Source organism: Erwinia sp. 009765445 (assembly GCF_058137865.1).
This window is the reverse complement of sequence record NZ_JBYUWC010000014.1, coordinates 130535-146778: the sequence shown is the minus strand read 5'-3', so window position 1 is coordinate 146778 and position 16244 is coordinate 130535. Positions and strand designations below refer to the sequence as shown.

13 protein-coding genes, 1 tRNA gene and 3 pseudogenes are annotated in these 16244 nt (G+C 50.8%); 7 read left to right on the top strand and 10 right to left on the bottom strand.

The genetic code is table 11. From position 1 onward, the window contains the following. Positions 1–265: 265 nt before the first annotated feature. The 5 genes and pseudogenes from AC3Y5R_RS16595 to AC3Y5R_RS16575 form a co-directional block, all read right to left on the bottom strand. The gene (locus AC3Y5R_RS16595) at positions 266–487 is read right to left on the bottom strand and encodes a hypothetical protein (RefSeq protein WP_064377801.1); all 222 of its coding nucleotides are present in this window, start codon (positions 485–487) and stop codon (positions 266–268) included. Between the two features lie 89 nt (positions 488–576). Further along, positions 577–708, bottom strand: a pseudogene (locus AC3Y5R_RS16590) (IS1 family transposase); the annotation flags it as partial. A 1-nt stretch (position 709) separates the two neighbouring features. Further along, positions 710–831, bottom strand: a pseudogene (locus AC3Y5R_RS16585) (IS1 family transposase); the annotation flags it as partial. A gap of 232 nt (positions 832–1063) precedes the next feature. Further along, on the bottom strand, positions 1064–1612 hold the full coding sequence (locus AC3Y5R_RS16580) for a PIN domain-containing protein (protein ID WP_064377800.1): 549 nt from the start codon (positions 1610–1612) through the stop codon (positions 1064–1066). Then, a complete protein-coding gene (locus AC3Y5R_RS16575) occupies positions 1612–2757 on the bottom strand; it encodes an XRE family transcriptional regulator (protein ID WP_064377799.1) in 1146 nt (381 codons plus the stop codon). Before AC3Y5R_RS16575 ends, AC3Y5R_RS16580 begins: the two co-directional genes overlap by 1 nt. Positions 2758–2898: 141 nt before the next feature. Here AC3Y5R_RS16575 and AC3Y5R_RS16570 point away from each other — a divergent pair. After that, positions 2899–2994: pseudogene (locus tag AC3Y5R_RS16570) on the top strand (IS5/IS1182 family transposase); the annotation flags it as partial. Positions 2995–3408: 414 nt separating this feature from the next. Here AC3Y5R_RS16570 and AC3Y5R_RS16565 read toward each other — a convergent pair. Continuing rightward, positions 3409–3493: transfer RNA gene (locus tag AC3Y5R_RS16565), tRNA-Leu, on the bottom strand. Positions 3494–3726: 233 nt separating this feature from the next. Here AC3Y5R_RS16565 and AC3Y5R_RS16560 point away from each other — a divergent pair. The 4 genes from AC3Y5R_RS16560 to AC3Y5R_RS16545 all read left to right on the top strand — a co-directional run bounded on the left by AC3Y5R_RS16560 (position 3727) and on the right by AC3Y5R_RS16545 (position 8023). Next, positions 3727–4365 carry a hypothetical protein gene (locus AC3Y5R_RS16560; protein ID WP_489922234.1) on the top strand — a complete coding sequence of 213 codons (639 nt, stop codon included), beginning with the start codon at positions 3727–3729 and terminating at the stop codon, positions 4363–4365. Between the two features lie 124 nt (positions 4366–4489). Next, positions 4490–4987 (top strand): YjjA family protein, encoded by a 498-nt coding sequence (locus AC3Y5R_RS16555; RefSeq protein WP_489922233.1) that lies wholly within the window; start codon positions 4490–4492, stop codon positions 4985–4987. A gap of 195 nt (positions 4988–5182) precedes the next feature. Continuing rightward, positions 5183–6685 (top strand): helicase HerA-like C-terminal domain-containing protein, encoded by a 1503-nt coding sequence (locus AC3Y5R_RS16550; protein WP_489922232.1) that lies wholly within the window; start codon positions 5183–5185, stop codon positions 6683–6685. 42 nt (positions 6686–6727) lie between these two features. Beyond that, on the top strand, positions 6728–8023 hold the full coding sequence (locus tag AC3Y5R_RS16545) for a DUF445 domain-containing protein (RefSeq protein ID WP_489922231.1): 1296 nt from the start codon (positions 6728–6730) through the stop codon (positions 8021–8023). A gap of 14 nt (positions 8024–8037) precedes the next feature. Here AC3Y5R_RS16545 and AC3Y5R_RS16540 read toward each other — a convergent pair whose 3' ends face one another. Continuing rightward, positions 8038–8928: a YsnF/AvaK domain-containing protein gene (locus AC3Y5R_RS16540; protein WP_489922230.1), complete on the bottom strand. Its 891-nt coding sequence runs from the start codon at positions 8926–8928 to the stop codon at positions 8038–8040. Positions 8929–8950: 22 nt separating this feature from the next. Then, the gene (locus AC3Y5R_RS16535; protein ID WP_489922229.1) at positions 8951–9364 is read right to left on the bottom strand and encodes a DUF2382 domain-containing protein; all 414 of its coding nucleotides are present in this window, start codon (positions 9362–9364) and stop codon (positions 8951–8953) included. Positions 9365–10047: 683 nt separating this feature from the next. On the opposite strand from AC3Y5R_RS16535, the gene AC3Y5R_RS16530 reads away from it, so the two are divergent. Both AC3Y5R_RS16530 and AC3Y5R_RS16525 read left to right on the top strand, forming a co-directional pair. Continuing rightward, positions 10048–11763 (top strand): S6 family peptidase, encoded by a 1716-nt coding sequence (locus tag AC3Y5R_RS16530; protein ID WP_489922228.1) that lies wholly within the window; start codon positions 10048–10050, stop codon positions 11761–11763. A gap of 53 nt (positions 11764–11816) precedes the next feature. Continuing rightward, entirely contained in the window at positions 11817–13907 is a 2091-nt protein-coding gene (locus AC3Y5R_RS16525; RefSeq protein ID WP_489922227.1) for an autotransporter outer membrane beta-barrel domain-containing protein, read from the top strand. Positions 13908–14036: 129 nt separating this feature from the next. On the opposite strand, the gene lptG is transcribed toward AC3Y5R_RS16525, so the two are convergent. Next, entirely contained in the window at positions 14037–15113 is a 1077-nt protein-coding gene (lptG, locus tag AC3Y5R_RS16520; protein ID WP_489922226.1) for an LPS export ABC transporter permease LptG, read from the bottom strand. Further along, positions 15113–16213: an LPS export ABC transporter permease LptF gene (gene lptF / locus AC3Y5R_RS16515; RefSeq protein WP_489922225.1), complete on the bottom strand. Its 1101-nt coding sequence runs from the start codon at positions 16211–16213 to the stop codon at positions 15113–15115. Before lptF ends, lptG begins: the two co-directional genes overlap by 1 nt. Positions 16214–16244 lie beyond the last annotated feature (31 nt).

Sequence of the window (16244 nt, the reverse complement as noted above, 5' to 3'; positions counted from 1 at the left end):
TGGTGTTAAACATAGTTCTAAGACTACCTCTTATTTTAAGAGAGGCGAAGTGTCTGGTGATCTATGGGGCCAGTCTAGGCATACATTCATAACTTACTGAAAAGTTAGGAAAGCCATAGATTTGATACCTGTTCTGGCCAGGTTTTGCCATTAAATCATTATTGCCTGTTGTCGGCCAGGCTTTGCCATCAGAGATGTTGTAATTTGTCAGTTTCAGCCCTGACAGCCCCTAAGGACGGCTTCATACTTTTAAGTTAATAAAAAGTTATGGCAAAATCAACGTTGCATCGATTAAGTTGCGCATTTTCCCTCTCAACCCTTGCCGTACAACGCCTCCCAGCCTAGTCCTTATATAACGCATAGCGTTATTGATGGTGAAAACCTTATCGAGTGAGCCTTGAGGCGATGCATTTTTTTGTATGTCTTGAGGTGTATGAAGTTTCTTTAACAAAAATCCTGCGACAATTTGAATCAGGATAATAACCATTGGAGCTTCATTTGCACGTCATTTGTCTGCCATTAATAAGTCATTTAAGCACTCTTAGAAGGGGCATGTATTCAATGAGTTGTTCCGGATCAAACGTAATACTCTCGTTCCGTGAAGGTGCTAATGATCCTGCCGCAGATTTTTGGTGACTTTGAATATATCAATGTTTTCCAATAGAGTCGTTTAAGACGGTTACGTAACGTCAGGTTCTCTCGCTCAATTCAGTAGGAAGGTGCAACAACAAGCCTGACAGCGGTACGTTGATGCTTGCCCCTGCCATAACCGTATTTTTTCACGGGGTTAGTTTTCCCACAAAATGGACACCTTACATCGACCTTAGTCATCATATCCCTGCACAGAAAAACAGAAATTTAACCTTAAGATCAACTTATTGAATACTTAATCTAATTTGAGGCGATTTTTCTATTCAACGTCTCACTTGGAAAAATAATTTTGGGAATTATTAAAATGATATTCTATGTTACTTGTAATGATTCATTACGGATATTTTATTTAAGTGGTTTATCAAAAAACTATGATTCAGGTTTATATACTCCGGAAAGATGCTATTTTTTATTACTCACCGAATATACGTTGATAATCCGTTTTGAAGTTTGCTGGTATGTCTGCAAAGTATTCCCAATACTCAACAATGCCCCTGATAGTTTTCATATCAGTATGACCAGAATCCAACATAATCTTGAGTAGTTCCAAGGTAGGCATAACTTGCGCTTCAAAAACCTCAGCCAATTTAGTCATATCTTGGTCATCGGTCACAACTGGCGCGCCAAGCTCCAGCGCATAAGCAATATATAAAGCATCTACCCTAGATGGGCCTGGCAACTCCGTTTGCACATGATCCCAAACGTATTCAAATGTTTGATGGATAGTTTTTTTTTGCTTTCTCGCAATATTAGGAAAGTGCATGCGATTTTCAGCAAATTCATCTTCATCTACCCAAGGGAATTTGCTTTGTAATTTTCGTGCTGTTAGCTCTTCATTAAGCTCAGGAAGTATATACAAACAATACTCGTCATCACCAAAGGGCACGAACAGTAAAGGTCGGATGGATTTGGCCAACCTTAAGTATGCATTTGTATCAACAAGAATTTTCGTTTGAGGCATCAGGTCAACTCAGCGTAGATACTCTGTGCATCAAGTCGTGACATATCCAGCACGGTTTGAACATATCCAGGACCTTTATCTTGCTCATTTAAATATTTACGGAGCAAGTCGAAAAATGAAGTGTCGAAAGCACGTTCAGTTTTCTCAATATAGTCACGAGCACTTGGCTTACCATATTGATCAAGTTCAGAATCGCTGAAAAGAGCTTCGCTGAGATTTTTAAATCTCTTATTAAAATTGGTCACAGCCCCTGGGAAAACTGCCTTGCTGAGTTGAATTTCAGGCTTTCCTGTAAATTCTGCATATTTGTTAACTTGCCCAAAGACTGTCCAAGGGGAGATCGTTAACTTTTCTGCCAGATCGATAATATGGTTGATTTTAGCAGAGGGAGAGGATTGTGAACTAATCGAAACATAAGCCTCTGCTGCTAACTCATGCGGGTAGAGCAGGCTTGCGGCAAAGGAGTCCGCAAAGTCTTCAGCTTCATCACCTTCTAAACTTGGGGATAAGCAATGACCAAGCTCGTGAGCCATCCAGAATTTAAAATCGTGGATATTGGTATCCAAATTCAGATAAACCCATGTACTTCCTGAATCCGGAAGGTGTATATGAATTGCATTTTCGTGGCGCTGCTTTGCCCCCCACATCACCGGAACAACTACAGCTTGTAACTCGCTAAAGCGACGAATCAGGTGTGTAAAATCCACACACTCTACTGGACCAAGGATTATATCTTCCCTGACTTTAGTAGTTACAGTGCGAAGATAGTCATATCCACAATTTGGCGACTTCAGCACTGGTGGCATTTCAAATGTGTCAAACGGCAAGTAAGGCACAAGATGACGTAGAAAACGTCCAATTTCCTGAGCCTTTTCAATATGATGATCTTTCGTCTTAGTACCACGCATTTTGCGAAATGCAACTTTTGGAGCATGCGGGTCTTCTTTGATAACTAAATCATCGAAAGAAAGGTTCAATAATCTGCCAAGTTGAAGGAGCTTATTTGGGCGAGGAAAAGACTTGTGCAGAAGCCACTGTGAAACAGCCTCTTTGGTGACACCTAAAGCATCAGCTACAGCAGTCTGATTCAAGCCTGCCATAGTGATCGCTTGCTGTGTTTTATGAGTATTTAGTCTTTTTTGCATGTCAGAAGTATATTCCATAGTCAAGTTTAGTCAAGTTCTAGTTCTAAAACTTCACCTGTGCCTTGGCGTTGTTGAATAAATCGAACTTTTGGTCGTAATCAGGATCAGATCACCACATTCCTGACCCTGTAGTGGTACCCCGTGGCAAAACAAAAGTTCAAAATCACTAACTGGAAAGCCTACAACAAGGCTCTTATCCATTGGCGTTCACTGACATTCTGGTTGGATGAACAGGCTAGGGTGATAGGGTGATAGGGTGATAGGGTGATAGGGTGATAGGGTGATAGGGGGTAGTTTTATCTAAACCCGATTTATTAAACAAAGCCCTGTACCTTATGAATTGGTGCTTCCCTGATGTTTTCATTGTCCACTCTTGGCACATTCTAAACTGCCAGATGATTTTCCGCTCCAATCAACAACGTCAGTGATACTTCGCCTTAAAGCAATTTTCTTCCTGACCCTTAATGTCCACCAAGGGTGCGTATATCGCTCAAAGTCGAACTTCCGATATACGAATCAGTATCCCGCAGTATGCGATATACCAACAGATGCCAGCAGATATTATGAGAACAAGAAACGAACAAAATTTAGAGTATCTGGCTGATTTCAGGCACAAAAAAAGCCACCTTCAGGTGACTTAGTTTTTGCATATGGTGCCGAAGGCCGGACTCGAACCGGCACGTATTTCTACGGTTGATTTTGAATCAACTGCGTCTACCGATTTCGCCACTTCGGCACTGAAGGGTATGCGGAAAACGTTGGGGATTATACCGTTACCCCCTGTTTCCGCAACCCCTATCCGCTGGCGGTGGTGCGAGTGCTGAAAAAAACGTCACCTGTCTCGCCAGTCGTTGCGTAAAATCCCCGTAATCTCCCTGCTGATCGGTATCCCCGTCGCCATGCATCCATTATCCTTATCGCCTGAACGACCTGTCTTCATCACCCACACGTTTCATCGGAGAGCTTCTTTTGTCTGACGCCTGTCCTCATACGGTTTCTGCCAGGGTGTGCCGGGAATGCAAACAGCCCATTCCTGACGGCGCGGTGAAATGTCACCATTGCAGCAGTCATCAGGACTGGCGACGCTTCCTTGGTCTGGGTTCGACGGTGGCCGCTTTTGTCCTGACACTGCTCTCCATCTGGGCGGTGCCCTCCGTCTACTCACTCTTCCAGGCGCAAACCGCCGATCTTCATTTTTCGGTGATTGGCGGCGATGATTATAAAATCAGCCTGATGCTCTCGAATTCTGGCAACCGTGCTGCGGTGCTCACCGGCATCGAACTTAACAGCAGGCTGAAAAATGGTAACGAGGCGACTTACTACCTTCAGTCTGACCACGACCACCAACTTATCGAGCCGGGTAAATCCTGGATAGTGGACGCCGGTAATAGTGAAATTATCCCCAAATATATCGAACGTATTATGCAGATGGCGCTGCGCGAGAGAAAAATCAGTGCGCCGGAATGTTCTCTTTCAATCCATTTTATTCAGTTCTCCGGCGCGGAAGAGATCTATAATGTCCCCTTTCCCTGCATGCCGCTCCTCGATTCCGCGTCTGCAGAAGCCTTGCTAAAAGAGAGAACAGAGAAGCCAACCCACTCGGATTAATCCCAAACGCACCCCTCCTGACTATCACTCGATGGAACTCCCCCGCTATCACGTAGTCCGAGTGTGGAGATCGGCGCGCAGCGACTGAGTGCGCTGTGCCGGGTAACTTAGAAAGGGTATAAAAATGAAAGCAGCATCCAAGATGATTTTGGCTTTAACGGTTTCTTCTTCCCTGTTCGCTGGCGCGGCCTCTGCGGCCAGCTGGCAGGATCAGCTGAGTAGCGCGGCCAATTCGCTCAGCAGTAATTCCGGATCCGCTTCAACCGCCCAGACCGGCAACTCAATGAGCGCGCTGACTGGCCTGCTGAACGGCGGCAATCAGTCGCTCAGCTCTAACAGCATGACCAATGCTGCCGGTGTGTTGCAGTACTGCGTGCAGAACAACGTGGTCGATAACAACGCCGACTCGGTCAAAGATCAGCTGATGAGCAAACTGGGCCTCGCCGATACGCAGAAGGCGCAGGAAACCACCGATTACAAACAGGGCCTGATGGGCTTGCTGAACACCGGCAACAACCAGCAGGTGAACCTGAAGAGCCTGGGCGATACCGCGCTGGGCAAAAAGGTCAAGACCAAAGCCTGTGACCTGGTCCTGAAACAGGGCAAACAGTTTATCTCTTAACTGTTCTCTCTGAATGGTGAGGCTGTCCCCTCACCGTCCTTCCCGCGAGCCACTGCCACAGTGGCTCGTTTTTTATTTCACAGAGCCACAGCATTCTGAAAATAGCAAAGCCGCCTCGCAGAGCGAAGGCAGGGGCTGCTAATCTTACAGGACGTTTTCGACTGAATTTTTCACCGACTGACAGGGATACGAAACATGACCGAGCCGCTGCTGATTGCCCAGACCACCGATATCGCGCTGCACCTCCTGCCTGGCATGGCCAACCGTCACGGCCTGATTACCGGTGCCACCGGGACCGGCAAAACCGTCACGCTGCAGAAGCTGGCAGAGAGTTTTTCCAGTATCGGCGTGCCGGTGTTTATGGCCGATGTGAAAGGCGATCTGACCGGCATAGCCAAAGAAGGCGCCTCATCAGAGAAGCTGCTTGCCCGGCTGGCGAAGATTGGCGTCACCGACTGGTCGCCGCAGGGCAATCCGGTGGTGCTGTGGGATATCTTCGGTGAAAAAGGCCATCCCATTCGCGCAACTGTTTCAGACCTGGGTCCGCTGCTGCTGGCCCGCCTGCTGAACCTGAATGAAGTGCAGAGCGGCGTGCTGCAGATTATCTTCCGCGTGGCCGACGACCAGGGCCTGCTGCTGCTGGACTTCAAAGATCTGCGCGCCATGACGCAGTATATCGGCGACAACGCCAAATCCTTCCAGACCCAGTACGGCAATATCAACAGCGCCTCGGTCGGGGCTATCCAGCGCGGCCTGCTGTCGCTGGAGCAGCAAGGGGCCGAATATTTCTTTGGCGAGCCGATGCTGGATATCAAAGACTGGATGCGCACCGACAGCGACGGCAAAGGAGTGATCAACATCCTCGCGGCGGAGAAGCTCTACCAGACGCCGATGCTCTATGCCACCAGCCTGCTGTGGATGCTCTCTGAACTGTATGAGCACCTGCCGGAAGCGGGCGATCTGGAGAAGCCTAAACTGGTGTTCTTCTTCGATGAAGCGCACCTGCTGTTCAGCGACGCGCCACAGGTGCTGCTGGATAAAATCGAGCAGGTTATCCGCCTGATCCGTTCCAAAGCCGTCGGCGTTTACTTTGTCTCGCAGAATCCCGCCGATATCCCGGACTCGGTGCTTGGTCAGTTAGGTAACCGCGTGCAGCATGCGCTGCGCGCCTTCACGCCGAAGGATCAGAAAGCGGTGAAAGTGGCGGCGCAAACCATGCGCGCCAATCCGGCGTTCGATACCGTCACCGCCATTCAGGAACTGGGTACCGGCGAAGCGCTGATCTCCTTCCTTGATGAGAAAGGCAGCCCGTCAGTGGTAGAGCGCGCCATGGTGATTGCGCCCGGCTCACGCATGGGGCCGGTAACGGACGACGAGCGTAACGGCCTGATCAATCACTCTCCGCTCTCCGGCAAGTATGAAGAGGCAGTTGATCGCGAATCTGCCTTTGAAATGCTGAGCAAAGGCCTGCGGGGAGCCGCTGAAGAGGCCAACGCGCCGCCGGTTAAAGGCGATAAAGTCGCGGTGGATGACGGTATTCTCGGCGGGCTGAAGGATATTCTGTTGGGTACCACCGGGCCTCGGGGCGGCAAACGCGACGGTGTGGTACAGAGCGTGGCAAAAAGCGCGGCGCGGCAGATCACTAACCAGATTATCCGTGGCGTGCTCGGCAGCATTATGGGCGGCCGCAGGCGCTAACCCGTTGATTACAGGCCCGACGGAAGGAACTACACTGACAGGATGGATAAAGAAACTGAACTGTTAAAGGCCAAACGCCTGCCGCTGCTGCTGCTTTGCGGCGCGGCGGCGCTGTTTATCGCCACCATACTTTACCCCCTGTGGTTCCCCTCCAGCATCTGGGTTAACGGCCTGAAGGCCGTCTCAGAAGCCTCGATGGTTGGCGCGCTGGCTGACTGGTTTGCAGTCAGCGCCCTGTTTCGTCGCGTGCCGATCCCGCTGGTTGGTCGCCATACGGCGATCATTCCCCGCAACAAGGATCGCATCGCCGATAACCTGGCGCTGTTCGTGCAGGATAAATTTCTTAACACCGAATCCCTGCTGACGCTGATCCGCCGCCACGATCCGGCGCAGATCATTGCCAACTGGCTGAGCATGCCGATCAATGCGGCAAAGCTCAGCGGCTATCTGCTGAAGATCGTTCGTGGTTTTCTGGATCTGGCCGATGACCAGCGTATCCAGGCCTTTATGCGTCGAGCCATTCATAAAGCCATTGATAAGGTCGATCTGTCGCAGTCGGCGGCGATGGTGCTGGAGAGCCTGACCAAAAATAACCGTCATCAGGCGCTGCTGGATGACGCCATCAGCCAGCTGCTGCACCTGGTGAATAAACCCGGCACTCACGAGTTTATCGCCCAGCAGGTGATCCGCTGGCTGAAGCGCGAGCATCCGATCAAAGAGAAAATGCTGCCAACCGAATGGGTCGGTGACAAGAGCGCCGAACTGGCAGCGAATGCGGTGAAGTCGATTCTTAACGATATTGAGCAGGATGGCACGCACGAGCTGCGGCAGGGCTTTAACCGTGCGGTACAGCGGCTGATCGGCAGGTTGCGGGAAGATCCGGAGATGCAGCTGAAGGCGGAAGAGATTAAAGATTATCTCAAGCAGGATGAAGCGCTGAACACCTATATCAGCCAGCTGTGGGGCGATCTGCGCGGCTGGTTAAAAGAGGATCTGGATAAGCAAGATTCGGTGCTGCACGCGAAGGTGAGCGAGGCCGGGCTGTGGCTGGGGGAAACACTGATGCAGGATGCGCAGCTACGGGCATCGCTGAACCAGCATATGGAAGAAGCCGCCACCAGCGCCGCGCCTGAGTTCTCAGCTTTCCTCAGTCGCCATATCAGCGATACGGTGAAAAGCTGGGACGCGCGGGATATGTCGCATCAGGTTGAGCTGAATATCGGTAAGGATTTACAGCGCATCCGCATCAACGGCACGGTGGTGGGCGGCGTTATCGGCCTGATTTTATATCTGCTTTCGCAGCTTCCCGCATTGATCGAATGGACCCGTGCGGGATAGCCTGTTCTGGCGTGTTAATGATCGTGATGCGCCAGATCGTCTTCTTTGGTGAACACGCCATCTTTCTCAACTTTCACTTCCTGACGGCGGACGCTGTCTTTTACGGTTTCTACCCGCTCGTTACCTTCTGCACGCACACCCACTTCTTCTTTGATGTGGGCAGTTTTATTTACCGTTGGGACTTCATGCGACTCTTCCACCTCGATAGTTTTCTCTGACCAGTCCACATCGTTCAGATAGGCTGGTTCATCGACGGCATTGCGGAAGACTTCAGCATGCTGATCGTACAGCGAGATATCCTCAGCCACCGGATCTTCAACGGTATAACGACGCAGGCGAACCACACCATCACTGACCTGACGCTTCCCTATCTCAATTTGTTCTTCAGCCAGTTTCAGCGCTTCACGATCGGTTCCTGCCGGGATCCTCTCAGCATCCATTTCGACCAGTTCATCCCTCACCGGCAGCGTTTCATCCGGCGCAGCTTCAGGCATCAGCGGAGCGGCTTCGTTAAGCAGCGGTTCCTGTGAGCCAAATCTGTCGTCGGTTTCACCCATAAAATCGCGATCTGCTGAGCCTGGTGCATAGGTCGAGTAATCACTGGAGTACTCATTCAGCAACATCTCGATATTACCCGCTTCTTCTTTCGAGGCGCGTACGGTCAGCAGAACACCGCCTGTTTGCAGCGCCCTGTTGTATTCACTGGCATAATTATCGTCCACGTCATCGCCAAATATCCTCTGCCAGAAGCTGGGATGGCGGATCTCTTTATCTTCCACCTGCAGTCTGTTACCGGCAATGATATCGATATTTTTTTCGGCAATACCTTCTGCGATCAGTTTCTCTTTTGCCACCTGGGCCTGCTGTTCCTCTCTGAAGGCAGTGACAATTTTTTCATGTGACATAACTGATTCCTCTTAACAGGGTTTAAGGTTTGGTTTTCTCTCTGCTGATATTGACCTCCTGACTGCGCAATGTGACCGTTTGTTGAAAAGGTTCACTTTTTCGGATCTTACGAATATAAATTTCTTCTTTCAGAACCTTACGCCGGATTATTTCAACCTGTTCCTCAATGACCGGGATAATTAAATTATCGCCTTCGTAACGCACTTCAGCGTTGTAATCATTGTCAACCAGTTGATTTCTGGCAATATGCTCAATACTGACTTCTTCCCTTGCCAGCTCCGTTTCCAGCAACTGCTCAGCAGAGGCGGTTGACCGTACTATGCGTATGCGACTGTCCACTATGCGCTCAGAAGAAATGCTGGCACGCTCTTCCATAACAGGTAGCAAGTGCTCACTAACATTTTGTGATCCAGGCAACTGGTTTTTGCCTGCCATAGCGGCTCCTTAAGCGGTGCGCTTAACGTAATTTCTGCGGAAAAAATCAAATCATGTATATGACGTCGATTAACTAAGCATAGACCAGACTGATAAAATACCTAATTTTCAGCAAATAATTTAAGGCAGAGCATGAATTATTAATGTGGCAATGATTTTAAATCTGGATCACTTTGTTAAATTTAAACACCAGTTAATCCTGTAATAAATAAAATAATTATTACAGAGGCAGCCTGACTGGCTGAATTTTATCAATGCAATCAGTAAAGAAACAAAATTATAATGTTAAATTATTATAAAAAAAAAGAGCACAACAGATATTTTTAGTACCAGTGATAATCACAACCAAACGGCAATACCACCTCTGTCGCTAAAGTAATGGGTTATCATAAATCCGCACAAGTCGCCATAACTCAGGTAACTCAGTCCTCTTAATCGTAACAACATTGGTTTACATGCCGGCAGGGAACTCTGGAAAAATATTTCTCTGACATATTTAAGAAATAACGAATAAATGCCGCGGATATTACACCTTCTGAAATTCCAATAATTGCATTTACAGCACGACCAAAATCGATTTTAATGCACGCTATTAATGGCTATAAATTGTTAATAACAGTGAATTTTAAGACATAATTTCAACTTACACAGCAAAAATGGAATGATTGTTAGGGAAGACTATTATGAGAAAGAAAACGGCTGTGTGCTATTGCACTGTTTTTGTCTGCGCGACGTCTTACGCCGGTATTATGCGTCATGACATTTCGGTTCAGGACTACCGGGATTACGCTGAAAACCTTGGGAAATATACCGTTGGTGCAGAACAAATCCCGGTTTACAAAACCGATGGTTCTCTTTCCGGTTACCTGAATTTTTCAATGCCGGATTTTGGCATGGTGGTGACGGGGGGATACTCCACGCTGGTCTCACCCTCCTACGTTGCAAGCGTACGACATAATACAGGTTATCAAAGCGTAAGTTTTGGCAACGGAGCTAAATATGCCGCCACTTATAAACTGATTAACCGCAATGACTCCACTATTTCAGACATTGATTTTCATCTTCCCCGCCTGAGTAAAGTGGTCACTGATGCCGTCCCGGCTGCATCGGTCAATAAAACGGAGATCAGAAAAGGCGATATTTCCCGTTACAGCGCTTATGTTCGCGTGGGCGCAGGTACGCAAAGCCAGGTGAATGATGCCCTCACAGAGGAGATCACGCTGGCCGGGGCCTATGAATGGAAGACGGGAGGAACAATTAACGCAGCAGGGATTAACTTTGCTTCCGGCACGCTCCGCTATCAGAATTACGGCCCGGACGACCTGCTGACCTCGCCACTTTCCATCGGCACTATGGGAGGTGACAGTGGCAGCCCTGTATTCGCCTGGGACGAAATGGATCAGAAATGGAAAATCGTTGGCGTTCATCATGCTTCGATTTCAAATAATGGTATCTACCGAAAAGTTTCCGGGGCTGAATATATTCCTGACAACTACATAGCTAATATTTTGGCAGCGAATACCTCTGCCGATGTCACCGACAGTGCAGAGAAAGGAGAATTGCAATGGTCTCCAACGTCTGTTTTGCAGGGAGAAACATCATGGTCCTGGCAGGGGTTAGCAGAGAATTATAAAAACTCCGCTCCTTCTGCAGCCTCCAGTGAAGAACTGGATGCCACCAAAGATCTGAGATTTAACGGCGACGGCGGTCAGATAATCCTGACCGACGCCGTGAACATGGGCGCAGGAAAACTGCAGTTCTCAAATAATTATCAGGTGAAATCAGCCGACGGAGCCAACAGTACCTGGGTGGGTGGCGGTATTGAAGTCGATGCGGACAAGACCGTTCTGTGGCAGGTCAACGGTCTGGCAGATGATGCGCTACATAAAATCGGAGAAGGCACGCTGCAGATTAATGCCCGCGGGATCAATCAGGGCAGCCTGAATACCGGTGACGGCACAGTGGTACTGGACCAGCAAGCCGACGCTGATGGCAATAAACAGGCTTTCTCTTCAGTGACCTTAGTCAGCGGTCGTCCGACAGTTATCCTGAACGATGCTGATCAGGTTGCCACCGGGAATATCTTCTTTGGTTACCGGGGCGGCAAGCTCGATCTCAATGGTAATGACTTATCATTTAAACAGATCAATCACTCCGACAGCGGTGCCATGTTGGTTAACCACAATACGGCGACAGCCGCTACGCTGAATCTGACTGGTTACAGCAGCGCAGACGTGCCGTTCCAGAAATTCAGCGGGAGCAACCCGAAGGGAACCGTTGGGTCGATTTCTATTTATCCCAACCCCTATACCAAAAACACAGAGTATTTTCAGCTCAACAAGTCTTCCTACTGGTATTTCCTACTGATAAAAGCAGCACCGCGACCTGGACCTATTTAGGTACTGATGCTGATGCGGCAATCGATTATCGTCTGGCACAACTGAACAAGACAGTGTTTCGCGGCTTTTTGGGTGACAGCGACAGCAGCGGCGTGCTGAACGTCAATGTGAATGCTGCGGGCTCCGCGGCCATGACCGCGTTAACCGGGGGAATGAACCTGAATGGCAATCTCAATGTATCGCAGGGAACGGTTTTACTCTCGGGCCAGCCGATCCCTCACGCTAAGGGCGTAATCATTAATGACGACTGGGCAACGGCAGTGTTCAGTGCAAACCAGATTTCAACAGGATCAGGCAGCACTCTGCAGGTCGGCGAATACGCTCAGGTTCAGGCGGATATCACCGCAGAAGACTCCTCGCGTGTGATGCTGGGCTATAACTCCAGCGCTTCAGATGCTGAGAAAATCTGGCGCTGTTATGCGGTAATTAACACCGATACCACTAACTGCAGCCAGCCAGTACGCAGTGCAACTGAACTTGCCGCGCTGGCTGCCAGCACCGTTTCCGGCGATATTACGCTGGGTGATAATGCCAGCCTGTATCTGGGTAAAGTAAATTACGACGGCTCAATCAACACTTTGACCACCAGCACCATGACCATGGATTCCGGCGCGTACTGGCAGCTTACCGGCAACAGCAGCGTCAGTTCTTTAAAAGCACTTTCTGGTTCCGGTATTTCTTTACTGGCGGCTGAAGGCACAACCTGGTCCCCCACTCAGTTCACTGTCGACTCGCTGGATGCCACAGGGCTGAGTATCAGCCTGGCCGCCTCTCCGGCGAGCGAACTGGGTGACAAAGTGACGATCAAGAACTCGGCGACAGGCAGCAGCAACACTCTGGATATCAGCGTACTGACCGCTGCTGATGAATCAGTAAAGCTGCTGAATGACATTGTGCTGCTTGATGCGCCTGCCGGTACTGCTCACGATTACTTTACCGTGCCGTCGGTTGCGCGGGGCTTCAGCCTGTATACCCCGGACTACCAGGTGATTGAAAAAGACGATCGCGTGCAATGGGTGCTGGCTCATAACGCCGGGGCCGAACCAGAACTCCCTGCGGAACCTGATACGCCTGCAGATCCGGCAACACCAACAGAGCCTGAGACGCCAGCTGAACCTGAAGTCCCTGCAACGCCGGAAACACCAGTTGAACCTGAGACTCAGGCTGAAGCAGCAACGCCAGAAGAAGCAGCAAAACCTGAAACGCCGGTTGACCCGACCAGTGGCAAACCTTCGGGCTGGTTTACCATCGAGGACAACAAACCGCTGATCCGCGACACTCGCGCGTTGCTGGCCTCCCGCCAGTATGTCTTCAGCGAAGCGATGAGCCAGCTGCATGGCCGTGCTTCACTGCTGCGCAACGCACCGGAGAAAAACGGTGAGTGGGTATCGATCGAGCAGAATAAAGGGAGTTTCGAAGGGTTTGAGGTGAACCAGCAGTCTCTGAACCTCGGCTGGGACGCAGTGCAGGGGCAGCAGATGTTCGGCTTCAATGCCGGATACACCCAGGGCACCACCAAAGGTAACGGGCAGGAAACTCACCACCTGGCGAGCGTGGGCGCTGACTACTCCTGGTCATTCCCGGCAGGCTGGTTTGTTGATGCCGCCGCCCGCTATATGCACCTCAGCCAGGATCTGACTTTCGATCCGGTGTTGGACATTCACCACGGTAAAGCGAACAGCCATATCCTGGCCGGAAGTGTTAAAAGCGGCTATCAGTTCACTGCCGATCGCGGCTCGCTGTTTATCTCACCGTACGTTGGCCTGAGTGGCGGCTACCTGTCTGGCTTCGGGCTGAAGAGCGACAGCGCACAGGTTGACCTCAGCTCCAGTACGCCTTACTTCGCCACCGCCGGTATGGAAGTGAAGAAGCGTGGCCTGTGGAGCAGCAATCCTGATGTGATGGTGACGGCGGGTATTGAATATCAGTATTCACCGGGCAAAGCCGGTTCCAGCCTGACGCTGTCAGACAGCCAGTCCCGCCGTAAATTCGGTTCGTTATCGGATAACCGTTACCGCGTGCATGTGGGAGCCGAAGGTAAGATAGTGGATAAATGGTCGCTGGAGGTGAAAGCCAGAAGCAGCTTTGGCGGCACTTTCCGCACCGACTACAGCGGCATCGCAGGTGTTAACTACCACTTCTGATCAACACCCTGTAAAAACAAAGACCCCGCCAGATGGCGGGGTCTTTTATTGGCCTGAAACTCACGCCGCTACAGCTGCAGAAACCTGATGTTCATTATTGCTTCATCAACAGATTGCATACTCCAGCGCTTATCTCCGCTTCAGCAGCATATAGACGCTGATAGCAAAGAACGCGGCGCTTGGCAGTAACGCACCCAGTACCGGCGGAATATTATAAACCAGGCTCAACGGGCCAAAGATCTGATCAAGCACGTAGAACAGGAAGCCAAAGCTGATCCCGGTCACCACCCTCATCCCCATCGACACGCTGCGCAGCGGCCCGAAGATAAACGACAGCGCCATCAGCATCATCACCGCCACCGACAGCGGCTGGAAGATTTTGCTCCACATGTTCAGCTGATAGCGGCCAGAAACCTGCCCACTCTGCTTGAGATATTTGGTGTAGTTATACAGGCCGCTGATCGACAGCGCGTCCGGGTCCAGCGCCACCACGCCAAGCTTGTCCGGCGTCAGCGTGGTTTTCCATTCGCCGGTCAGCATCTGGCTGCCAGAAACCTGTTTGGGGTCGGTCAGGTCAGACTGATCCACTTCTGACAAATCCCACTCTTTCTTTTCAGCATTGTAGGTAGCCGAAGCAGCATAACGCACGGACTGTAAACGGCGCTCTTTATTGAAGCTGTAGATGCTGATACCGCCCAGCTCGCTGTTGTCTTTCAGCCGCTCGATAAAGATAAAGTTATCGCCGTCCTTCGCCCACAAGCCGTTCTGTGTAGAGAGCAGCGAACCGCCAACCAGCTGCTGGGCACGATAGTTACGCGCCATCTGCTCGCCCTGCGGCGCCACAAACTCGCCGATGGCCATAGTCAGTAGCACCAGCGGGATCGCGGTTTTCATCACCGAGGCAGCAATCTGCATACGGGTGAAGCCGGAAGCCTGCATCACCACCAGCTCGCTGCGCTGCGCCAGAGCACCCAGCCCCAGCAGAGCGCCTAACAGCGCCGCCATCGGGAAGAAGATCTCGATATCTTTTGGCACGCTAAGGATGGTGTACAACCCGGCACCCAGCGCGGTGTATTCACCCTGGCCGGTTTTACGCAGCTGGTCGACAAACTTGATAATGCCGGACAGCGACACCAGCATGAACAGCGTCGCCATGATGGTGTTAAAGATAGTTTTACCGATGTATCTGTCGAGTACGCCAAACATCAGACGGATCCTCCGCGTGTAAAGCGGGCGCGAATACGCCTCACCGGCACCGTATCCCACAGGTTAAGTATCACCGCCAGCGCCAGATACCCAATGTTCACCACCCACATCCAGATAGCCGGATCGAGGCGACCTTTCGAACCACTGGAGCGCAGCGAGCTTTGCAGCAGGAAGAAGACCAGATAAAGCAGCATAGCGGGCAGCATCGACAGCACGCGGCCCTGACGTGGGTTGACCACGCTCAGCGGCACGACCATCAGCGCCATCACCAGCACTGAGAACACCAGCGTAAAGCGCCAGTGCAACTCGCTGGCAAAGTCCGGCTTTTTGGAGTGCATCAGTGAACTGAAATTCATTTGCTCGGCGTCGTTCGGATCCAGCACCACTTCCTGATGGCCGATAATCGCCTGATAGTTCTCGAAGTCGGTAATGCGGAAGTCGCGCAGCATTGCCGTCCCCTCAAAGCGAGTTCCCTTATCCAGGGTCACGATCTGAGAACCGTCCGCACGCTGGGTCATATGGCCTTTATCTGCCAGCACCACCGACGGGCGGGCATTGCCCTTCGGCCGCAGCTGCGCCAGGAAGACATTGCCGAAATTGTTGCCCTTAACGTTTTCAATAAACATCACCGACTGACCGTCGCCAGACTGCTGGAACTGCCCCGCCGCCAGCGCCGCTGCGCCCGGATTGGCCTTGGCGTTTTTCGTCACCTCGTTCTGGTAACGCGCCGACCACGGCCCCAGCCAGGCGACGTTAGCCGCCGCCACCACGGCAGTAAACAGCATCAGCACCATCGCCGCTTTCACCAGTACGGCTTTACTTAAGCCGCAGGCATGCATCACGGTGATTTCACTCTCGGTGTACAGGCGGCCGAGGGTCATCAAAATCGCTAAAAACAGGCTGAGTGGCAGAATTAGCTGCGCCATCTCTGAAATGCCCAGGCCCAATAATGTCAGTACTAAATTTGTTGGAATTTCGCCATCCGCCGCGGCACCTAAAATCCTGACTAACTTCTGACAAAAGAAGATCAGTAGCAGGATAAAGAGGATTGCCAGCTGGCTTTTGAGCGTTTCCCTAACCAGATATCTAATGATGATCACGCTGAGTACGCCTGTGAAAACTTGTCTTTTT